Annotated in this window: 15 protein-coding genes; 6 read left to right on the top strand and 9 right to left on the bottom strand. The window is 63.4% G+C overall.

What is annotated here, in order from left to right; all coding sequences use genetic code 11:
* From SM130_RS15115 to SM130_RS15100, 4 genes are all read left to right on the top strand, one after another.
* On the top strand, positions 1-2,079 hold the full coding sequence (locus tag SM130_RS15115; RefSeq protein WP_102825220.1) for a TonB-dependent receptor domain-containing protein: 2,079 nt from the start codon (positions 1-3) through the stop codon (positions 2,077-2,079).
* Positions 2,080-2,255: 176 nt separating this feature from the next.
* Entirely contained in the window at positions 2,256-2,510 is a 255-nt protein-coding gene (locus SM130_RS15110; protein WP_102825221.1) for an iron transporter, read from the top strand.
* Positions 2,507-4,177 (top strand): PepSY-associated TM helix domain-containing protein, encoded by a 1,671-nt coding sequence (locus SM130_RS15105; RefSeq protein ID WP_102825222.1) that lies wholly within the window; start codon positions 2,507-2,509, stop codon positions 4,175-4,177. The genes SM130_RS15110 and SM130_RS15105 overlap by 4 nt, the downstream gene beginning before the upstream one ends.
* Positions 4,174-4,512, top strand: coding sequence for a DUF3325 domain-containing protein (locus SM130_RS15100; RefSeq protein WP_102825223.1), 339 nt, complete (start codon positions 4,174-4,176; stop codon positions 4,510-4,512). Before SM130_RS15105 ends, SM130_RS15100 begins: the two co-directional genes overlap by 4 nt.
* A gap of 61 nt (positions 4,513-4,573) precedes the next feature.
* Here SM130_RS15100 and SM130_RS15095 read toward each other — a convergent pair whose 3' ends face one another.
* Positions 4,574-6,454, bottom strand: a complete 1,881-nt coding sequence (locus SM130_RS15095) for an NAD(P)/FAD-dependent oxidoreductase (RefSeq protein ID WP_256044945.1) — start codon at positions 6,452-6,454, stop codon at positions 4,574-4,576.
* Between the two features lie 257 nt (positions 6,455-6,711).
* On the opposite strand from SM130_RS15095, the gene SM130_RS15090 reads away from it, so the two are divergent.
* The gene (locus tag SM130_RS15090; RefSeq protein ID WP_102825224.1) at positions 6,712-8,601 is read left to right on the top strand and encodes a sigma-54-dependent Fis family transcriptional regulator; all 1,890 of its coding nucleotides are present in this window, start codon (positions 6,712-6,714) and stop codon (positions 8,599-8,601) included.
* A 21-nt stretch (positions 8,602-8,622) separates the two neighbouring features.
* Here SM130_RS15090 and SM130_RS15085 read toward each other — a convergent pair whose 3' ends face one another.
* The 8 genes from SM130_RS15085 to SM130_RS15050 all read right to left on the bottom strand — a co-directional run bounded on the left by SM130_RS15085 (position 8,623) and on the right by SM130_RS15050 (position 19,301).
* Positions 8,623-9,606: a lipid A deacylase LpxR family protein gene (locus SM130_RS15085; RefSeq protein WP_102825225.1), complete on the bottom strand. Its 984-nt coding sequence runs from the start codon at positions 9,604-9,606 to the stop codon at positions 8,623-8,625.
* A gap of 77 nt (positions 9,607-9,683) precedes the next feature.
* Positions 9,684-10,748, bottom strand: coding sequence for a hypothetical protein (locus SM130_RS15080; RefSeq protein WP_102825226.1), 1,065 nt, complete (start codon positions 10,746-10,748; stop codon positions 9,684-9,686).
* A gap of 3 nt (positions 10,749-10,751) precedes the next feature.
* Positions 10,752-11,000, bottom strand: coding sequence for an acyl carrier protein (locus SM130_RS15075; RefSeq protein ID WP_015277638.1), 249 nt, complete (start codon positions 10,998-11,000; stop codon positions 10,752-10,754).
* Positions 10,997-12,898, bottom strand: a complete 1,902-nt coding sequence (locus SM130_RS15070; RefSeq protein WP_102825227.1) for an HAD-IIIC family phosphatase — start codon at positions 12,896-12,898, stop codon at positions 10,997-10,999. The genes SM130_RS15075 and SM130_RS15070 overlap by 4 nt, the downstream gene beginning before the upstream one ends.
* Positions 12,899-12,919: 21 nt before the next feature.
* Positions 12,920-14,458 (bottom strand): MBOAT family O-acyltransferase, encoded by a 1,539-nt coding sequence (locus SM130_RS15065; protein WP_102825228.1) that lies wholly within the window; start codon positions 14,456-14,458, stop codon positions 12,920-12,922.
* A gap of 412 nt (positions 14,459-14,870) precedes the next feature.
* The gene (locus SM130_RS15060) at positions 14,871-15,104 is read right to left on the bottom strand and encodes a hypothetical protein (RefSeq protein ID WP_102825229.1); all 234 of its coding nucleotides are present in this window, start codon (positions 15,102-15,104) and stop codon (positions 14,871-14,873) included.
* 137 nt (positions 15,105-15,241) lie between these two features.
* Positions 15,242-15,910 (bottom strand): response regulator, encoded by a 669-nt coding sequence (locus SM130_RS15055; RefSeq protein ID WP_102825230.1) that lies wholly within the window; start codon positions 15,908-15,910, stop codon positions 15,242-15,244.
* Positions 15,897-19,301: an ATP-binding protein gene (locus SM130_RS15050; protein WP_102825231.1), complete on the bottom strand. Its 3,405-nt coding sequence runs from the start codon at positions 19,299-19,301 to the stop codon at positions 15,897-15,899. The genes SM130_RS15055 and SM130_RS15050 overlap by 14 nt, the downstream gene beginning before the upstream one ends.
* A 416-nt stretch (positions 19,302-19,717) precedes the next feature.
* Between SM130_RS15050 and urtA the strand changes: the two genes are divergently transcribed.
* Positions 19,718-20,887 carry an urea ABC transporter substrate-binding protein gene (gene urtA, locus SM130_RS15045; protein ID WP_423833966.1) on the top strand — a complete coding sequence of 390 codons (1,170 nt, stop codon included), beginning with the start codon at positions 19,718-19,720 and terminating at the stop codon, positions 20,885-20,887.
* The last annotated feature ends 51 nt before the right edge of the window (positions 20,888-20,938 follow it).

Below are 20,938 nucleotides of genomic sequence, written 5' to 3'. Positions count from 1 at the left end.
ATGGTGATTTTCAATCGACAACGGCTGGCTTGTGCAATCGCTGCGGCCTGGGTGAGCACGCCCGTGTTTGCGCAGGATCCGATCCAGCTGCAGCCCACTACAGTGGTCACTGCGGCCGGTCACGAACAGAACATTGCAAAGGCTCCGGCCAGCATTTCGGTGATCACCCGCGAGCAACTTGAGGCGCAGTCCTACACCAGCGTTATCGATGCGATGAAGAACGTCCCAGGCGTTTACGTTTCCGGCGGTGGAAACCAGCAGGACATCACCATCCGCGGCATGGGCAGCGAGTACACCCTGGTACTGGTGGATGGGCGACCAATTTCCGCCGGGCGTCAGACGCAAACCAACGGTACATCGGGTGGCAAACAGCAGCTGGCATTGCCGCCGCTTGCCATGATCGAGCGTATCGAAGTGATTCGCGGGCCGATGTCTTCGCTTTACGGCTCCGAAGCAATGGGCGGTGTGATCAACATCATCACTCGCCAGTCTTCCGGCGAATGGGCGGGTACTGTTCGCGCTCAGAAGATGTTCTCCCAGAACGACTACAACGAAGACGAATATCACACCGAGCTTTTCGCCGGCGGCGCGCTGATTCCTGGGCTGGTGGGATTGCAGTTGAGCGGTGCCTATACCCACACCTACGAAAGCGACTACGTCGGCGGCGAAGCCTTCAATTCGGGTGAAAGCAAGCCGGAGGCCCGCGAGAGCAACGTCGGCGCGGACCTGTTCCTGACGCCGACCGACGCCGACCGGTTCACTCTGGGTTACCGGGAAGTCACGCAGAAATCCCGCCATACCGCCGGTAAGAGTTCGCCGGTGACGACAAGCCTGCCCGAGGGAGAGGCAACGACGAACCGTTTCGAAAAAGAGGTTTGGACGCTGTCGCACGAAGGCAACTATGGCGACTGGCTGGTCAACAGCTATTTGCAGCGGGACGTGTCCGAGCGTGTGCAGGACCTGTCGATGAAAGAAACGGTCAACCTGTTCAACACTCAGGGTACGTATTTCTGGGGGGCGCACACGATCACCCTCGGCGCTCAGTACAAGGACGAGGAATTCGTCAACGGCCAAAACGTGCTGTTCAACGATGGCATTGCCGGTGGGGTGCACGAAGCCGACCGCTGGCTGGCGGCGGTATATGGGGAAGTGGAGTGGGGCATCACCGATGACTTCGCACTGACTACCGGGCTGCGTTACAACGATGACGAGCTTTTTGGCGGGCACTTGTCGCCACGCGTTTACGGCGTCTACGGCCTGAGCTCCACCCTGACCCTTAAAGGTGGTGTTTCGACTGGTTACAAGCAGCCGTCTCTTACTCAGGCCACCGAAGGCTTTGGTGGGCGTACCGGCGGTGGCGGCTCGCCGAATGTCGGCTCAAATGGCCAGGCCTTGCCACGTGCGCTGAGCATCGGCAACCCCGATCTGGATCCCGAAACCAGCACCAGCTATGAAGTCGGATTCGTCTTCGACGATCCATCGATCGGCCTGGGGACGAGCGTGATGCTGTTCCATACGATCTACAAGGACAAGATCGCCGAGGATCGCTTCTGCACCAGCCCCAATGCTGCCAACAACAATGACGTTGCTAACTACGCCTGTAACTTCGGTGGCAACAACTTCTACTTCCTCAGCACCACCCGCAACATCGATGAAGCGGTCATTCAGGGCGTCGAGTTCACCCTCGACTACGACATCACTGACGACCTGCACTGGATGAGCAGTTACACCTTCACTGACTCGGAGCAGAAGAGCGGGGAATTCAAAGGTGAGCCGCTCAACAAGCAGCCCCGGCACATGTTCAACACCAACCTGGACTGGCGAGCGACGGACAAGCTCAGCCTCTGGTCACAGTACAACTACCGCAGCCGCACCTCCGATTACCTGAGCCGGACCAGCATGAGCGAAGGCACGCCGGGTTACGGGTTCGTCGATATTGGTGCGGTGTACGGACTGACCAGAAACGTCGATCTAACCGCCGGGTTGTACAACGTCGCGAACAAGGAAGTGACCGATGACGATTATGCGGTTGTGCTCGATGGCCGCCGCCTGGTCGTAGGGATGACTGTCGACTTTTAAAAAAGGCAGACGCGAGTGGCGCGGTCAGAAAGCCCGCGAAACCGCATCGAACCCACTGCCCGACCGGCCGAGAAGCCAGTGTCGGGCGTTTTCGTATGACTTCAGCCGTTTCCCGCTCGGAGCCTGTCGTGACCCGTTCCGCACCCCAATCGAAAAGTGCATGGCGCGATATCGCCATGCGAACTGTTCTGGCCATTCTGGGTGGCTATGCCTTCACCTACGCATTCACTGCCGCCCTGGCAAGGCTGCTACCGCTGGCACCGGTTGATGCCCTGATCGTCGCAACACTGCCGTCTTATCTCGTTTACACCGCGGCAATTCTTTGGGCGTTTGCCGCGCGCAGTTTGCGGCGCGCATGGTACGGCGCGTTGTTGGCGCTACCGTTGGCCCTGATCGGCTTCTGGCCGCAACTGATGGAGCGCATCGGATGAAGAAGCAGAGCTTCACGCAATCCATGGCCTGGCTGCATACCTGGGGCGGCCTGCTGCTGGGCTGGCTGCTGTTCGCCATCTTTCTGACCGGCACCCTGGCGGTGTTCGACAAGGAGATCGATGGCTGGATGCGCCCGGAGGTGCCGGCTTATACGGGCAGCCAACAGGACGCGCTGCAGCGCGCGCTCGACTTCCTGCAGGCACGGCACCCCGATGCGCCGAGCTGGAACATCAACCTGCCGACAGAGCGTTCGTCCAACCTCAGCGTATCGACGGGCGAGCAACGTCGCGGTGGCGGGCAGCTGCTTGACGCGGCAACTGGGGAGCCGATCACGGCTCGGGAAACGGCAGGCGGCGGCTTCTTCTTCCGCTTCCACTTCTCGCTGAACATGCCACGCAACATCGGCATCTGGCTGGTGGGACTAGCAGCCATGGCGATGTTGGTGGCGCTGGTCAGCGGGATCGTCATCCACAAGAAGATATTCAAGGACTTCTTCACTTTCCGCCCCGGCAAGGGGCAGCGCTCTTGGCTCGACGCGCATAACGCCAGCGGCGTGCTGTTGCTGCCGTTTCACCTGATGATCACTTACACCGGGCTGGTGATCTTTTTCCTGCTCTACATGCCCGCAGCGGTGGATGCGCTTTATGACGGTGACCGCCAGGCGGCCGTCCGCGAGCTGCGTGGTGGTGCGGCGGAGCAACAGGCCGAGCGCCCAGCCGAGCAGCGTGGTGAAGCCCGACAGCAAGGCGGAAATGGCGAGCGCGCCCAGGGTCGAAACCGAGACGCCGGCCAAGGTCAGCAAGGCCGCGCAGAAGCGGCGACTCGCCCGATGGAGGCGGTTCCTGCTGCGCTGCTTGCGCCGCTCGGTCCGATCCTGGCGCAGGCCGAAGCGGCGATGGGACCTGTCGGCGGGCTTTCCATCCAGAACCCTGGGCGTCGCGATGCGCGCATCGAAGTACGCCCCGTGCTGGGCAATCGCATCGAACTGACGAAAGGCCGCAGCATGCAGTTCGATGGCGTCAGTGGTGTGGTGCTGCGTGAGCCTGATGAGAGCCGGCTGAGCCTGCTCACGCAGAGGGTGATGGCCGGCTTGCACTTCGCCCAGTTCGGCGGCTATCCAATGCGCTGGCTGTACTGGCTTTGCGGCATGGTCAGCTGCGCCATGATCGCCACCGGCCTGGTGCATTTCTGCATCAAGCGCCGGCGCAAGTATGCGGAGCAAAGTCCCGCCTCGCGGCGTTTCCATCGTCTGGTCGAATCGCTCAATCTGGCGGCGGTAGCAGGGCTTTCGTTGGCCTGTATCGGCCTGCTCTGGGCCAACCGCCTGCTACCGGTGCAGCTGCCGCAGCGTAACGACTGGGAGGTGCGAGTGTTCTTCCTCGTCTGGGCGGCGGGCTTGGTCCATGCCCTATGGCGGCCGACCTTGCGCGGTTGGGCCGAACAACTGGCTTTGCTGGCGCTACTTTGTCTGGCGCTGCCGTTGCTCAACATGGCCACCGTGGGCGGGATGCCTTGGGCGGACGCGCCGCGACTGTGGCTGGAGCTGACCTGTGTGGCGATGGGCGCGATGCTGCTGTGGCTGGCGCGCAAGGTGGCGTTGCGTGCCGGTGATAGGTTGCCGACGCCTCGCCGTGCCGCCATGAAACTGAAGGAGATGCACCCATGATGCTGCCGTTCGTGGCTGGCCTCCTGCTCGCCTATGGCGGCATGGTTGGGTTGTGCCAGGGTATGGAGCGCAACTTCAAGTTGGTCTGGCAGCGTGAGCCTTCGCTGCTGCTGCGCCGTGCCTTGCGATTGCTGGGCTGGGGCCTGTTGCTGGCAAGTTTTGTCAGTTGCGTCTGGGCCTGGGGTTGGGCGATGGGGCCGGTCGGTTGGTTCGGCGTTATTTCGCTGGCCGCGCTGGTGGTGGCGTGGCTGCTGCCGTATCAAGCGCGGATCGCCGTGATCTTTCCTGTCGCGGGCATTCCGCTGTGGCTGTTGGTCTGGGCAGTGGTCGGCTGAGCTCGACACAGCAACAGGCCCGCAATTGCGGGCCTGTTGTGTTTGGCAGTCAAGGCGACTGTCAGCCTTGGTGGTAGCTTGGAGCGAGCTTGTAGACCGACGTCTCCAGCCCTTCGAACTGCGCCTTCAACTGCAGCGCCAGGTACAGCGAATAGTGTCGTGATTGGTGCAGGTTGCCGCCGTGGAACCATAGGTTCTGCTGCTGGGTGGGCTTCCACATGTTGCGCAGTTCACCTTCGTACGGACCCGGGTCCTTGGTGGTGCCGGAGCCCAGCCCCCAGCAGCGCCCGACCTTGTCGGCGACTTCCTGGGAGATCAAGCGAGCCGCCCAACCGTTCATTGAGCCGTAGCCGGTGGCGTAGACGATCAGATCGGCCGGCAAGCGGCTGCCATCGTTGAGCACCACGGTATCCGCCTCGATGTGGTCGACGCAAAGCCCGGGCCCGCTCTTCAGCTTGATGGTACCGTCGGCGATCAGCTCGCAGGCGCCCACGTCGATGTAGTAGCCCGATCCGCGGCGCACGTACTTAAGGAACAGACCGGATTCATCATCGCCAAAATCGAGCATGAAGCCCGCTGCGGTCAGGCGATCGTAGAAGTCTTTATCACGCTCTTTGACCTGCTCGAACGCCTGGCGATGAAACTGCGGCAGCACCTTGTAAGGGATCGAGGCGAACAGCATGTCGGCCTTGTCGGTGGTCAGCCCGTTTTCGACGGCATCCTCGGAATAGAGGGGGCCGAACACCACGTCCATCAGGGTGTCGGAGCGCACGATATGCGTGCTAGAACGCTGCACCATGGTGACGTCCGCGCCGTTCTCCACCAGGTCCGCGCAGATGTCATGGGCCGAGTTGTTGGCACCGATGACCACCGCGCGCTTACCGCGCCAGGCATCGCCGCCAGGGTGCTGGCTGGAATGGTGTTGCTGGCCGGCGAAGGTCTCGGCGCCCGGGTAGACCGGCACGTTGGGCACGCCGGACATGCCGGTGGCGAGGATCAGCTGTGCGGGCTTGAGCGTCATCGGCTTGCCGTCGCGCAGCACCTCGACCGTCCAGCGGCCTTCGGCTTCGTCGAAGCTGGCTTTGACGCATTCGGTCTTCGCCCAGTAGTTCAGCTCCATGACCTTGCTGTACATCTCCAGCCAATCGCCGATCTGATCCTTGGGCGTGAAGACCGGCCAATGGTCGGGAAAGGGCAGGTAGGGCATGTGGTCGTACCAGACCGGGTCGTGCAGGCACAGTGATTTGTAGCGCCCGCGCCACTGGTCGCCGGGGCGCTCGGCCTTGTCGACGATCAGCGTAGGCACGCCGAGACGCTTGAGTCGTGCGCCGAGGCCGAGGCCGCCCTGGCCACCGCCGATGACCAGGCAGTAGGGCTGCTCGGTGATGCCCAGCGCGGCTTCTTCATCGCGGCGCTTTTCCAGCCAGTTGCGCTTGTCGGCCAGGCCATGGCCATGTTCGGCACCCAGTGGCCGACGACGTCCGAGCGGTTCCTCGTGGCCCTTGAGTTCACGCATGGTGGTCAGCAGCGTCCAGCACAGGCCGTCCTTCAGGCGTACATAACCCTTGCCGCGGGCGACATCGGTTTCCAGGCTGATCCAGCCTTCGAGCACGCCGTCGGCCAGGCTCGCTTCACCTTCGAGCTTCCATTTGTCCGGCCGGGTCGCTTCGAGCTGGTTTTCCAGCATGTCGCGGATATCGGCCTTGCCCTCGAGGGTGACCAGGTTCCAGCTGAACAGCACCAGATCGCGCCAGTGGCAGTCGTCGGCGAACAGCTCCAGGGCGCCGTCGATATCGCGTTGGGCCAGGCGCTGGCCGAGGTTTTCGACCCAGGCAGACAACTGCTCGGTGGGGGTGCGGCTAGCAGTGGCCTGGCTGTCGCCGCCGAGGTCGCTGCCGTTGTCGGTTTTCAGATCGAAGGGGACATCATTGCTGGGACGCATGGTGGTTCTCCTGGTCTTTGTTGTTATTCACGGGGATACCGTGTTTCCAGTAGAGCAAGCAGCGGGCCAGCGAACGTCCCGCCGCATGGTGGCTGGCTTGCAGCCGTCTCGGGACCGGCTGGTCGAGGCGGCGCTGTGCCATCGGCGACATGCCGTGGGTGACACTTTGTACCAGCCATGGCACAGCATGCGGCGCCCGGGCATTTGGCCTATGCTGGGCGCGAACCCGCCTCGAAACATCGCGGAGAACAACAAGAATGACCTCTCGCCTGAATCAGCATGCGCACCAGGTACTGAGCTTCGGTGAAGGCACCGCAGCCAGTCAGGGCCCGGCTGCCGATCCCGCCATCGCGCGCTCCTGGCGCCGCTGCCTGGAACAGCATCAGCTCGACCCCACCAGCCCGCACGCGCCCTGCGTGATCGAGCGGCCACGACTGAACGAGCACCGTGAGCGGCTGGACCGAGTCATCGCCGTCGCCCACTGGCAGATGAACAGCCTGCACCAGCAGCTGGGCAGCAGCGGCCACGCGGTACTGCTGACCGACGCCAGCGGCGTGGTGATCGACAGCGTGGCGGACCAGGCTGAGCGCGCCGAATTCCAGCGTGCCGGGCTCTGGCTTGGCGCGGTGTGGAACGAGGCGACCGAGGGCACCAATGGCGTCGGCCTGTGCCTGCTGGAGCGCCAAGCGCTGACGATTCGACGTGACGAGCATTTCCGCGGCCGGCACGCGGCGCTGACCTGTTCGGCAAGCCCGGTGTTCGATGCCGAGGGTGGTTTGCTTGCCGTGCTCAATGTGTCATCGGCGCGCGAGGATCTGTCGCGGCAGCGGCGCTTTCACACCATGGCGCTGACCAACCTGTCGGCCAAACTCATCGAAAGCTGCTTCTTCCTGCAGCACTGCGAAGGCGATTACCTGCTGCGCTTCCATGCCCAGCCCGAATACATCGGCCTGCTCAGCGAAGGCCTGCTGGCGTTCGATGCTGAAGGTCGTATCACGACCATCAATGAAACCGCACTGAATCTGCTGGCCAGCAACCGCGAAGCACTGCTGGGCCAATCGCTGGAAAGCCTGTTCGACCTGCGTCTTGACCGGCTACTGGAGCGAGCCCGACCGCAGCCGGGCACCTGCTGGCCGCTGCACACCCACAACGGTCAGCGGCTGTATTGCCAGTTGCGCGGGCCGCAGATGCGCGTGGTGGTTGCCCCGCCGAAAAAGGCGGCAGAGCTGGTCGGCGGTTTCTGTCTGCTCGATCCGTCGATGCGCACCGACTTCAACCGCGCGCTGAAAGTGCTCGAACGTGATGTGCCGGTGTTGCTGCAAGGTGAGACCGGTACGGGCAAGGAGGCCTTCGCCAGCGCGCTGCATCGAGCCAGCACCCGTGCCGCCCGGCCATTCGTGGCGCTCAACTGCGCGGCGATTCCGGAGACGCTGATTGAAAGCGAGCTGTTCGGCTATCGCGGCGGTAGCTTCACCGGCGCGCGTCGCGAGGGCATGGTGGGCAAGCTCGAACAGGCCAATGGCGGCATTCTCTTTCTCGACGAGATCGGCGATATGCCGCTCGCGCTGCAGACCCGATTGCTGCGTGTGCTGGAGGAACGCAAGGTCACGCCGCTGGGCGCTGCCATGCCGACTGAGCTGAACATCCGCCTGATCAGCGCCAGCCATCATGAACTGCGTGCGCTGGTGGCCAGCGGGGCGTTCCGTGAGGACCTGTATTACCGGCTCGGTGGGCTGATGGTGGCTTTGCCGGCGTTGCGCGAGCGTAGCGACAAGGCAGCGTTGCTCGATCATTTGCTGGCTGAAGAAGCCAAGGGTGAGTCGATCTACCTTGATCCAGCCGCGCGGCAGGCGTTGCTGGGCTACAGCTGGCCGGGCAACGTACGGCAGATGCGCAATCTGCTGCGCACGTTGGCGGCCTTGAGCGAGCGGGGGTGCATCGCCGTTGACGAGGTGCTTGCCGTGCTGCCTGCCGACTTCGGCACGGTGGAGGCGCCGCGCGATGCGCTGCAGACCGCTGAGCGTGAGGCCTTGCTCGCCGTGCTGCGCGAGCGACACTGGCAGATAAGCCGGGTCGCCGAGCAGCTGGGGATCAGCCGCAACACCCTCTACCGCAAGCTGCGCAAGCACGGCATCTCGCGCAACTGAAAGGCGGCCGCTGGCGGCGCTTCAGAGTGCGGTAGACAGGGTGATCGAGCCGAATTGGTCATGCTCCCGCTGGCCCTGGAACTCACGGGTGCGCCATACGTTGGCGAACGCCAGCTGCCAGCGGCTCCAGGTCACTGCCACGCCGACCTTGGCATCACCGACCCACTCGCGACGGTCCACCGAATGGCTGTCCTCGAAGGTGTTGCCGTCCAGCAGCATGTTGTGCGCCATGTAGCGGCCTTCGACGTTGGCGAAGCCGTACCAGGCGAAATCGCCGCCGGGGCGGAACAACTGGCTGCCGCTTTGCGCTGGCGTCACCGCCGGGATGCTGAAGCTGCGCTGCAGGTTCTGCCCCAGGCGCAGGCCCATTCCGGCCGAACCGTAGCTGTAGAGGTTGCCGAGGGCGAAGCCGAGGCTCGGGCCGTATTCCAATTCCAGACCTGCGAAGCGCTCCTGCAGCCACCAACGATGCTGGTAGCCAAGATTGACGAAGGGTTCGTTCTCCAGCTGATTGTCCCAGCCGTTGGGTTCGTCGCTGTTGGTGGCCTTGTGCACCGCACGTTGCAGGCGCTTGCCGCCGGCGGCCGGGCCGACAATGCCGGCATCCAGGTGCAAGCTCTGCGCCGCGCGCCAGCCATCAAATTGGGTATCGGAGAACATCGACATACCGGCGAAGAGCAGGCCGGCATAGGGGCGGTCGTCTTCGATCAGTTGTCGGGTTTCGATTTCCTCCGGCGTGTAGATCTGATGGCCGAAGCGGTAGGCGACGTTGTCGACAGTGGCGCCTGACCAGCCGGGGAGCAGATCGGCAAAGCGACGCGTCCAGCTCTGGTCGTCCGGTTCGAAACCCCAGATCACTTCCAGACCGTTGCTGTAATGACCATCGCTGCCCCTGGCGATGATGTCGTTCTCCACCTTGATGGAAAGGATGTCGGCATGACTGACAGCGGGGGCGGCGACGGTTGCAGCGAGCAGGCACGAGCACAGCAAAGAACGAGAATGCATGATCTGACTCCTGGCTTACGTTCTTGTTTGTATGTTCCTTCTCGGACCGCTTCCGCTCCCGCCGGTTCGCTCGTGACTCAAGGGGCGCCGAAGCCGTTGCTACCGGCCAGTACCGATGCGCCCAGCCGCGCATGCTCTGATTCACGCAACTGCTCGGCTAGCGCTTCGGAAAAGTCTTGTACGGCTGACCAGCGCAGGTGAATGGCGTCGACAAAGGCTGCCGGTGGCGCTCGCCATTCGCGGTCGGCGTTCCAGTACTGTGCCGAGGCGTTGCCGGCGATGGCGGCGCTCAGCTTGTCGTCGAAACGGGTAAGAAAACTGCCATCGGCATCGACCTTCGCCTTCCACTGCGGATGCAACGGCGTGGAGACGACGAGCAGCTGGCGTTGCTCTTCTTGCAAGCGCTTGGACAGCTTGCCCAGCGCCGCGAAGCAGCTATTATCCAGCGGGTCCGGCTTGCCGTAGAACAGGCCCCGGTCAGTCCGTGGTTCGAGCGGGCCGTCGCCGTGACGGGTGAACACCAGCGGGTCCCATTCGATCTCGTTGGCCCGTTGCGCCTTCACCGTCTTGGCATTGCGCAACAGTGAGCGGGGCGAGAAGTAACGCATGTAGTAGCCCCAGCGCGAGGCCTGCTGATAGACGTACTGGTCAGCGTGCTCACGGTCGAACACCGCATCCTGCACCTTCCAGCAGCCGGCGAAGTCCAACGGATCGACGATCATCACCACCTGGCGGACGGTCGGCTCGCGGTCCAGCAGCCAGTTGGCGACGTAGGTCGCCTGGTTGGCGTGCAGGCCGCAGAACGCTCCGTTTAGCGGACGTACTCCAGGGGCCTGTTCGATCAGCACATCACCATCGACGTGGCGCCAGGCTACCGATGAGCCGATGACAAGCAGGTTCGGCTTGGCGATCGGGTTGTGCCTTAGAAAGTGCAGCTTTTCATCCACGCACAGGCTGTTCGAGAAGGCCGGTGGCGGCAGGTTGTCGGTGTGGTCGAGCCAGGCGAGCAAGGCGGCAAAGCCGCCAAGCATCCCGAACAGCCCGGCGAACATTCCCAGCAGATACCCGGCACGCACTGGCCGCTGGTCTACCTTGTCCCGGCCGGTGTTGCCGCCCGGGCATGTATCGACGGAGCTGGCCATGGCTCAACGCCCTCCGAGTTTGGTCTGGATCAGTTGGGCGAAGTGGCCGACGTTCTTCAGCGATTCGAGCTCGGCGGTGCGGAACTTGATGCCGAAGCGTTGCTCGGCGGCCACGATCAGCAGTACATGGGTTTGGCTGTCCCAGCCATCAATGTCGTCGGCGGTGGTTTCTGGCGTGAGGACGATATCGTCATCGTCGAACACGTCGTGGAAGACCTGGGTCAGCGCCTGGAGAATTTCCTTTTCGTTCATGCTTGCACCTGGATGTGATGGTGGATGGGGGCGCGCGAGGCCAGCTCGCAGCGCCAGAAACTTGCATCGGCGTTTGCGTTTGCAGGGGCGGGGCGCTGCTCGAAGCCCAGCCGCGGATAGTGCTCGGCGACCATGCCGTTGCGTTCGGTGGGGCGGTATTCGCCAACCAGGGCGCGGTAGCCGGCGGCATTTGCCGCATCGGCCAGCACCTCCAGCACGGCGGCCTCGACTTGGCGACCCAGCACGCGGCAGCTCATCAGCCAGCTGTCGATCAGCAGCTCATCGGGCTCGATAGCCGCATCCGGTCGCGCCAGCACCACGCTGATCAGGCCGTTGTCACCGAACTTGTCTTCCAGGCGCAGGGCCAGCGCGATGCTTTGCGGGTCGCTGGCCATACGCTCGACTTCGGCTTCGGTAAAGCGGCGGGTGGTGAGGTTGAACTGGTTGGTCTTGTTGATCAGCTGGGTGGCGCGAGTCAGTTCGGTAGCGCAGATGCGGCTGACGCGCAGCAGCATCTGCAGGCCGCGCAGGTAACCTTCCATGTCCGTCGCCTGGCCCTGCGCGGCCTTGCGCTCGGCGTTAAGCGCATAGCTGCGACCGCGCGCGGCGTCATCGGAGGTGAACGACACCGCCTCGAAATAACCTGCGGCGGCGATGCGCGCCGGGTAGTCGGCGACGTCGTCTGGCAGCTCCGGAACGGCGACCTCTGGCAGCTCGCGGCGCACGATGTCGCGTTCGGCAGGGTTGTCGTCGACGAACACCAGGCTGTCGAGGCCGATGTCGAGCATGCTCGCGATGCGCCGCAGGTTGCCGGCCTTGTCTTCCCAGTTGGCGACGAACGCTGCGATATCGCTGCGCTTGAGCGCCATTTCCGAGTGTGCGAATCCCGCCTCGGCGACGTGCAGGTCGTTCTTGCTGCACACCGCCAGAATCACCCCGCGACAGGCCAGTTGAGCGGCGTAGCGCTGGAAGGCCAAATATGCCTCGCCGCTGGGGCTGCCCTGGCCGAGCTGGATGCCGTCGATGCCGTCATCGCCGATCACGCCGCCCCAAACCGTGTTGTCCAGGTCCAGTACCAGGCATTTGCGCGACAGCCCGGCAGTCGCCGCCGCAATGCGCGCCAGGTGCTCGCCATACAGTGGTGCCACAGTCGGGCTGACCAGCTGCTTGGCCTGGTGCCAGCGCACCGGCTCGGCCAGGCCATCACCATACGCAGCTGCCTGCCAGGCCAGGTCGAGCAGCAGCACGCCATCTTCGCGAGCGGCATTGCGTATGGCGGTATTCAGTCGTTCGATGATCGCCCTAGGCGACGCTGGCACCAGCGCCTCGTAAGAACCGAACAGTGGCGGCTCGACTGGCACCAGCGTTTGCTGCACCACCTGCGCGGCGTAGCGTTCGCGTGCTCGACGCCAGAGCAGGCGCAGCTCTTCGACGCGCTCCGCGACCGCGGCATCCACCTCCGCCTGGCTGGCCTGTAGCGGCAGTTGCAGTGGTGCGTCATGAGCGTCCAGCGCCAACAGCACCAGTTGCGGGGCGAAAGCGTTCAGCGCTGGATCGTCGGCCAACAGTGCCTGGCGGTACATGCCGTAGGGCGCCACGTGCAGCGACAGCGCCAGGCGCCGCTGCAGCCCGGCAACGCGAATGGCCGGCAGCAGGTAATCGACCGTATGCGAGGACAGCAGCGCCACCCGCAGCGGCGTCAGTCGTGCCGCTTTGGCGTGCTGTTCGATACCGCTGGCGGCGAGCTTGTCCAGCCGTGCGGTCAGGGTGAAATCCCGTTGATAAGCGCACAGCCGGACGGCCTCATGCAGCCGCTGCAGGGGGTCATCGATGCGTTTGGCTTGGCCAATCGCGCTGGATAGGTCCGGGTGCACCGGCTGCCAGGGAAGTTGTTGCATGCCTGTGACTCCTTGTCGTGGTCAGAACTGGAAGTAGAGGAACTCGGTCGGCGCCATGGAAAAGGCGATTGCCAGGGCGAAGAAGCCGAGCACGCCGACCGCCATGCCGTGGAGCGCACTCGGCCGCCAAGTGCTGATCGGTAGCAGCCGTTCGGTCCAGTGCTGCTGCGCCTGGTAATTGAGTGCGGTACGGAAATGGCCCATCCACTGCTGCACGTTCGGCATGCCCCAGACGAACACCAGCAACGCCGCGATGTAGACGAAGTCGGAGCGATCCATGTGAGTGCTGATGGGGCTCAGGCCGAGCATGCCGGTGAGAATGGCGAGGGCAGCGGGTACGTCACTGGCGCGGAAGAAAACCATCGCCACCACCACGCAGCCGAAGGTCACAGCGACTGCCGCTGCCTTGTGCCACCAGATATCGCTGTCCAGTTTCCAGCCCTGGCGCGCCTTCCAGGCGCGCCAGCCATGGGCTGCCACCAGGTAGAAGCCGTGCAGCAGGCCGAACACCACGAACTGCCAGCCGGCGCCGTGCCAGATGCCGGAAATGAACATGGTGAAAACCGTGGGGTAGGCAACCAGGGCGAAGAAGGTGCCGGCAGTCATCTTGCCGCGCCGCGGCTGCGGCTTGCCGGCGGCCATGCGAGCGCGGGTCACGCGCAGCACGATGGGGTTGTAGATGTAGGCGGTGAGAAAGCGTGTCAGCGTCATGTGCCAGCGTGACCAGTAGTCGATGACATTGCGCGCCTTGAACGGGCTGTTGAAGTTGGCCGGCAGGCTGATGCCGAACAGCAGCGCCAGGCCGATGGCCATGTCGCTGTAGCCGGAAAAGTCGAAGTAGATCTGCAGCGTGTAGGTCAGCGCGCCGGTCCAGGCGTCGTAGAACGCGGGGATGGCGCCGTCGGCGGCCAGGCTGAAAACCGGCGTGGCTTTCAGCGCGAGGGTGTCGGCGATCACCACTTTTTTGAACAGTCCAAGCAGAAACACCGTCGCGCCCAGGGACAGGTTATCGGTGCGCACACGAAAGCGCGCGCGGTCGCGGAACTGCGCGAGCATCTCGCCATGATGAGTAATCGGCCCGGCGATCAGCTGCGGGAAGAAGCTGATGAACAGACAGTAGTTGGCAAAGTCGTGCTCTTGCACCACGCCGTCATGGGCATCGACCAGGTAAGCGATCTGCTGGAAGGTAAAGAAGGAAATTGCCAACGGCAGGATGATGTCTTCCACCCGCCAACCGAGATCCAGCGCCGTATCCAGCGTGCCGAGCAGGAACCCGGTGTACTTGTAGTAGACCAGCAGCAGCACGTTGGCCGCGACCGCCAACCCGAGCACCAGACGTGAGGGGCGCCGGCGCAGGTAGCCACCGAGCAGATAGTTGACCAGCATGCTGCCGACCAGCAGCGGTACGTAGACCGGGTTCCACCAGCCGTAGAACACCAACGAGAGGACGGTCAGCCAGATCACCGCAAGCCGTTGTCGGCCCGATCCGGTCAGTACGAAGAATCCGATCAAAACCACCGGAAGAAACCCGGCGATGAATTCCATTGAATTGAAAAGCATCTTCCTTATTCCCTGCCAAGCGTACGTGAAAACGCTGCTCAGGCCGCCTGCCGGGCGGGGCGAATCATCTTTCCTGGTCCGTTGCATTCATTCGCGATTGGCGGTCCATCTTCATTCGCCGTAACCGCGAATCTTCGGTCCTTGAGTCGGATGCTCGCTCTGGGTTTGGCCGCTTGGCCACTGTTCCCTGAGCTCCTTCTTGCTCCGACGTGGAGGTGTAAGAAAAAGTTTCGGCAGCGATTTGACCATCGAGCGCTTTTTTGTCGCAGGTCAACAAAGGCACAGCTGACAAGGCCTGCAGGCCACTTTCCGTCGGTCGGAAAAGTTCCCAGCATTTTGGATTGGAAACAAAAAGGCCGACTGCTGCGGTTACTCCGGCAACAGTCGGCCTTCGGGCCTGATTGAAAAACGCTCAGCGAACGCTGCTCAATCCTGCGGTATCGCGTGGTCGGCGGGCAGCCTTCGGCCTCGCGCCAGACGGGTCTACCTTGCCCTGCAAGTGTCTGACGGTGCGCTTGAGGCGCTGCACCTTGTCTTCCAACTGAAAGACCTTGCGATTGTTGTAGAACATGCCCAGCACGAACCCCACCGAAGTGAAGACCAGGCCATAGATAAGTGCGGCTTCATAGAGATAGCTGGAAAACATCCTGTCGTCCTCTGCGGGTAATGGCTGTATCACGTTGCGTAATGCAGCCCAAAACGGCCTGATGCCAATCTGCCCCTATGTGACATGGCGCACATTAAAAACGTTCCCGACTGGTGCGCACTCCGGGGATGCCAAGCTCAGCGGGCGGACGCGGACATTGCGATGGCGGCGGCGGCCGTTCGCGTCTCAACGCCGAGTTTCACGTAGACATGTTCCAGATGCTTGTTCACCGTCCGCGGGCTAAGCCCGAGGATATCGCCGATATCGCGGTTGGTTTTGCCGCAGGACACCCAGTGCAGAACTTCAACTTCTCGCCCGGTTAATTGATAGCGCTGGGTTAGCATGGCCTGAATCTGCCTGTTATCTGCGGGAGACGTCTGAGTTGAGATAAGGCGAGCGTTCTGCAAGGCGCGGGCAGTGCGTAGGTGTGCAGCCACTCGGGCCAGCACCTGTTCCGGGTGGATAGGCTTGGTCACGTAGTCGATGCCGCCCGCCTCGAAGCCGGCAAGCACATGCTCGCTTTCGGTCAGGGCAGTCATGAACAGCACCGGCACGTCTTCCAGCTCGGTCTGCGCCTTGATCCGGCGGCAGGTATCGAAACCGTCCAGCCCGGGCATCATGGCGTCGAGCAGAACGATATCCGGCTTCAGCCGCTGCATTCGCTCCAGCGCGCTGAGGCCGTCCAGCGCCACCAGCACCATGTAGCCGGCCTGATCCAATGCGCCGGAGAGCAGGGCGAGGTTGTCGGGCACGTCATCGACGATCATCACGATGCCCTGATTCTGCGGATGATCAGCTGGATGCATGGGGGTTCTCCATGGTCGTCTGAATCTCGTTGGTCATGGCCTGATCCAGGCGCTGGCCCAGTTCGTTTAGCTGGAAACGTCTGGCCAGCTGGCGCAGTTCCTGGAGTTGCGCGGCGGCGGCCGGCAGGTTGCGTTCGAACTGGTCGAGCAGTTCGAGCACGCCGCGTACATATCCGAGCGAGGTCTGTTGCTGCAGCGCGTGCAGTGCATCGAGCGGCAGGGCGGCGGCCATCGAAGCGGAGGCGTCCGCATCGCGTCTGAGCCATTCCAGCGCTAGCTGCTGGCGAATCTTGTCCAGCAGCACCGGTGCATGCACCGGCTTGGGCAGGTAGTCACTGCAATCGGCGGCGACACTCGCTCCGTCGACGAAGGCATTGGCGGAAATGACGATGATCGGCGCCGTCGAACCCACCGAGCGGCGAATCAGCCTGGCGGTCTGCCAGCCGTCGAGCTGCGGCATGGAAAGATCCATCAGGATCAGATCAGGGTTGTGCAGCGAGACCAGGCTGAGCGCTTCCTGGCCATTGCTGGCCATGAGTATCTCGAAGCCCAGTGGCTCAAGCATGCCGGCCAGCACCTTGCGGTGTTCGATGTGGTCGTCGACCACCAGCACGCGACGGCGCGGGCCGTGGTAGCCGATGATGTCGTGTTCGACATGGACTACCGCCTGCGGCACGCGCACTTCGGAGAGGAACAGGCGCAGCTGGAAGACGCTGCCGCGACCTTGCTCGCTCTTCATCGACAGCTCGCCGCCCATCAAGGCGGTGAGCATGCGGGTGATGGTCAGGCCGAGGCCCAGGCCGCTGTCCTGGCGCAACGGATTGCCTCGCTCGAACGGCTGGAACAGTCGCTCCACCTGCTCGGGGGCAATGCCGATGCCGGTGTCGGCGATCTCGAAGGTCGCCGTTTCGCGCAGGTAGCTCGCGCGCAGGGTGATGCTGCCGGCGTCGGTGTAGCGCACCGCATTGCCGAGCAGGTTGATGAGAATCTGCCGTACGCGCTTCTCATCACCACGCACCACGGCCGGGATGCGGCCCTGGGTTTCGAAGTGGAAGCGCAGGCCCTTTTCCTCGGCCTGCGGCGCGATCATCTGGCGTACCTGCAGGAGAAACTCGGGAAAGGCGATCTCGGAGGGCTCCAGATTGAGTTTTCCGGCCTCTATCCTGGCCACGTCGAGCAGGCCGTCGATCAGCGAGAGCAGGTGAGCGCCGCTGCGATGGATGGTGCCCAGCGCTTCCTTGTGTCGCGTCGGCAGCTCGCCATCGCGCAACAGGATCTGCGCGTAGCCGAGGATGCTGTTGAGCGGCGTGCGCAGCTCATGGGACAGGCCGGTCACATAGCGGCTCTTGGCGGCATTGGCTGCCTCGGACGCCTCCTTGGCCTTCTGCAGCTGTTCGTCGGTCTTGCGGTGGGCTTCGATTTCCTGCATTAGCAGGTGGGTCTGGCGATCCGATTCCTGTTGGGCGACGTGGCGGCTTTCGCGGGTCAGCACCACCCACCAGGCGAGAATGCCGGCGAACAACGAGAGCACCAGGAACGCCTTGAGAAAGGCCTGGTAAAGGGTTTCTCCCGCCTCCTGCGAGCTGGCCACGACACTTGGCGAGACCTGGCTGTAAATCAGCCAGAGCGCCAGCGAAAGCAGGCCGATGATCAGGCCGAGCACACCGAGGTAGTGCGCCAGACGGGTGTGCAGCCGCGGGATGGACACCTGTGGGAAGGCCCAGCGAACGAAGTTGTCCCACTGCGCCGAGAGCCGCGCGTGCGGTTTGCAGAGGTCGCCGCAGCGGGCATCTAGCGAGCAGCACAGCGAGCAGATCGGCGCACCGTAGGCGGGGCAGAAGGCGGTGTCCGGCTCCTCGAAGGCATTGCTGCACAGCACGCAGGCGATCTTGCCGCGTTCGGTATAGGGGTAGAGCAGCTCTGGCTGGCGTTTACGGGCGATATAGAAGCGCCCGCCGGTGAGCCAGGCGATCAGCGGTGCGCAGACCAGTGCAGTGCCCAGCGCGATCATCGGTGAGGCTGCCTGGACCAGCGCACCGAGCGCGCCGCTGTGGGCGAGGATCGCCAGAAGCGAGGCGATCAGCATGGCGCCGACGCCCACAGGGTTGATGTCGTAGAGGTGTGCGCGCTTGAATTCGATCTGCCGCGGCGACAGGCCCAGCGGCTTGTTGATCACTAGGTCCGCGACCAGCGCGCCGATCCAGGCGATTGCGACGTTGGCGTACAGCCCGAGCACCTGCTCGATGGCCTCGAACACGCCCAGCTCCATTAGCATCAGCGCGATCGAGACGTTGAATACCAGCCAGACCACCCGCCCCGGATGGCTGTGGGTGACGCGCGCGAAGAAGTTCGACCAGGCCAGGGAGCCGGCATAGGCGTTGGTCACGTTGATCTTCACCTGCGAGACGATGACGAACAGCACCATGGCGCCCAGCGCCCATTCCGGCGAGGCGAACACGTAGCTGAAGGCCACCAGGTACATCTGCGTCGGTTCGGCCGCCTTGTCCACCGGGATTTCGTGCTGCAGCGCGAGAAAGGCAAGAAAGGCGCCGGCGAGCATCTTCAGCGCGCCGGGGATGATCCAACCGGGGCCGGCGGCGAGCATCGCCAGCCACCAGCGGACGCGGTTCTGTCGCGTCTTCTCGGGCAGGAAGCGCAGGTAGTCGACCTGCTCGCCGATCTGCGTGATCAGTGCCAGCGCCACGGTGCAGGCGGCGCCGAAGGACAGTAGGTTGAATGAGCCGCCGTCGCCTTCGCGGCCGGCAAAACTGGTCAGATCGCTCAGCGCCTCTGGGTTCTTGGCGATGACGAAGATGTAGGGCAGCAACAGAAGGATCAGCCAGACCGGTTGCGTCCAGAGCTGCAGGCGGTTGATCAGGGTGATGCCGTAGGTCACCAGCGGCACGATGATGATCGAGCAGATCACATAGGCCAGCGCCAGCGGGATGCCGAAGTACAGCTCCAGCGCCAGCGCCATGATCGCCGCTTCGAGGGCGAAGAACAGGAAGGTGAAGCTGGCATAGATCAGCGAGGTGATGGTCGAGCCGATGTAGCCGAAGCCGGCGCCGCGGGTCAGCAGGTCCATGTCCACGCCGTAGCGCGCCGCGTAGTAACTGATCGGCAACCCGGTGAGGAAGATCACCAGCGCCACCGCGAGGATCGTCCAGAGCGTATTGGTGAAACCGTAGGATAGGGCCAGCGTGCCGCCGATGGCTTCCAGGGCCAGGAACGACACCGCACCGAGCGCGGTGTTGGCGATACGGAATTCCGACCACTTGCGAAACGACTTGGGGGTGAAACGCAGGGCGTAGTCTTCCAGCGTCTCGTCGGCGACCCAGCTGTTGTAGTCGCGGCGAATTTTGACGATGCGCTGTGTGCCTGTGATCTGCACGCTGGCGGCCCCGGCTGGTTGTCGTTTCCCTGGTTTGAGCAACTTCCGTGCCCCCGTTCGGTACTGCTGATGGCCTGCGGCGAAGCACCGGAACGCATGCCGGCGCAGCGCTGCCGTGATCGGCAGGGACGAGGGTTGCCGGCTGCCGGCGTGCTCCATACCGGCGCAAGGATGCACCAGCAGTGCGCCTGCAACGGATACGTCAGATGACGTACCCGCTTACGTCATCCTGCGTATACCCCGGCCAGACAGCCGAGCCCATTCTTGCTCCCGACCCGATGCCGGCCCGCAGCAGCAATGTTGCGGCAAGCCAAGCACGGCCCACCGAGACAGGAGCAATCATCATGGATCCAAAACTGACGGGTTCGTCACGCCGCCTTCCCCGCCGGCTTGCGCAGGGGGCTGCGGCACTCTCGATGCTGGCAATGAGCATCTTCGCCTCGAGCGCCAGCGCCGAGGTCAACACCACCGGCTTGGCGGTCACCGATACGGAAGTGGTGGTCGGGCAGCTGCATTCGGCAACGGGCACCATGGCCATCTCCGAGACCGGCTCGATCCAGGCCGAGCGACTGGCCATTGAGCAGATCAACGCGGCAGGCGGCATCCTTGGCCGGCAGATCAAGGTGGTGCAGGAAGACGGCGCCTCCGACTGGCCGACCTTCGCCGAAAAGGCCAAGAAGCTGCTGGAGCGCGACAAGGTCGCGGCGGTGTTCGGCTGCTGGACCTCGGCCTCGCGCAAGGCGGTGCTGCCTATCTTCGAGCGGGAAAACGGACTGCTTTACTACCCGACTTTCTATGAAGGGCTGGAGCAGTCGAAGAACGTCGTCTACACCGGCCAGGAGGCCACCCAGCAGATCCTCGCCGGCCTCGACTGGGTCGCCAAGGAGAAGGGCGCCAAGACCTTCTACCTGCTCGGCTCGGACTACATCTGGCCGCGCACCTCGATGAAGATCGCCCGCAAGCACATCGAGAACGTGCTCGGCGGCAAGGTGGTGGGCGAGGAGTACTACCCGCTGGGCAACACCCAGTTCGGCTCGCTGACCAACAAGATCAAGCTGAAGAAGCCCGACGTGATCTTCGCTGCCGTGGTCGGCGGTTCCAACGTCGCCTTCTACAAGCAGCTCAAGGCCGCCGGCATCACCGCGGACAAGCAGACCCTGCTGACCCTCTCGGTCACCGAGGACGAACTGCTCGGCATCGGCGGCGAGAACATGGCCGGCTTCTACGCCTCGATGAAGTACTTCCAGAGCCTGGACAACCCGAACAACGCCGAATTCGTCAAGGCGTTCAAGGCCAAGTACGGCAGCGACGCGGTGATCGGTGACGTCACCCAGGCCGCCTATCTCGGCCCATGGCTGTGGAAGGCCGCGGTCGAGAAGGCTGGCAGCTTCGACGTCGACAAGGTGGTCGCCGCCTCAGCCGGGCTGGAGCTGAACACCGCGCCGGAAGGCTACGTGAAGGTCCACGAGAACCAGCATCTGTGGAGCAAGACGCGCATCGGCCAGGTGCAGGCCGACGGGCAGTTCCAGGTGGTCTTCGAGTCCGACCTGATCGAGCCGAATCCCTTCCCGAAAGGCTACCAGTAACCCTCTCTGCGCCGCGTGCCGGCAGGCCCGCGGCGCTCTCTTTTGCCATCA

This window comes from Stutzerimonas stutzeri (genome assembly GCF_038561965.1).
Lineage (GTDB): Bacteria > Pseudomonadota > Gammaproteobacteria > Pseudomonadales > Pseudomonadaceae > Stutzerimonas > Stutzerimonas stutzeri_AA.
The sequence above is the reverse complement of the archived record's forward strand: the minus strand, read 5'-3'. Positions and strand labels throughout refer to the sequence as shown.

Excerpts from the sequence above, each read along its gene's own strand:
- urtA (WP_423833966.1), top strand. The coding sequence starts at position 19,718 with ATGCTGGCAATGAGCATCTTCGCCTCGAGCGCCAGCGCCGAGGTCAAC.
- SM130_RS15080 (WP_102825226.1), bottom strand. The coding sequence starts at position 10,748 with ATGGCCAGCTCCGTCGATACATGCCCGGGCGGCAACACCGGCCGGGAC.
- SM130_RS15070 (WP_102825227.1), bottom strand. The coding sequence starts at position 12,898 with ATGCAACAACTTCCCTGGCAGCCGGTGCACCCGGACCTATCCAGCGCG.
- SM130_RS15115 (WP_102825220.1), top strand. The coding sequence starts at position 1 with ATGGTGATTTTCAATCGACAACGGCTGGCTTGTGCAATCGCTGCGGCC.
- SM130_RS15100 (WP_102825223.1), top strand. The coding sequence starts at position 4,174 with ATGATGCTGCCGTTCGTGGCTGGCCTCCTGCTCGCCTATGGCGGCATG.
- SM130_RS15095 (WP_256044945.1), bottom strand. The coding sequence starts at position 6,454 with ATGCGTCCCAGCAATGATGTCCCCTTCGATCTGAAAACCGACAACGGC.
- SM130_RS15060 (WP_102825229.1), bottom strand. The coding sequence starts at position 15,104 with ATGTTTTCCAGCTATCTCTATGAAGCCGCACTTATCTATGGCCTGGTC.
- SM130_RS15075 (WP_015277638.1), bottom strand. The coding sequence starts at position 11,000 with ATGAACGAAAAGGAAATTCTCCAGGCGCTGACCCAGGTCTTCCACGAC.
- SM130_RS15055 (WP_102825230.1), bottom strand. The coding sequence starts at position 15,910 with ATGCATCCAGCTGATCATCCGCAGAATCAGGGCATCGTGATGATCGTC.
- SM130_RS15085 (WP_102825225.1), bottom strand. The coding sequence starts at position 9,606 with ATGCATTCTCGTTCTTTGCTGTGCTCGTGCCTGCTCGCTGCAACCGTC.
- SM130_RS15090 (WP_102825224.1), top strand. The coding sequence starts at position 6,712 with ATGACCTCTCGCCTGAATCAGCATGCGCACCAGGTACTGAGCTTCGGT.
- SM130_RS15110 (WP_102825221.1), top strand. The coding sequence starts at position 2,256 with ATGCGAACTGTTCTGGCCATTCTGGGTGGCTATGCCTTCACCTACGCA.
- SM130_RS15065 (WP_102825228.1), bottom strand. The coding sequence starts at position 14,458 with ATGCTTTTCAATTCAATGGAATTCATCGCCGGGTTTCTTCCGGTGGTT.
- SM130_RS15105 (WP_102825222.1), top strand. The coding sequence starts at position 2,507 with ATGAAGAAGCAGAGCTTCACGCAATCCATGGCCTGGCTGCATACCTGG.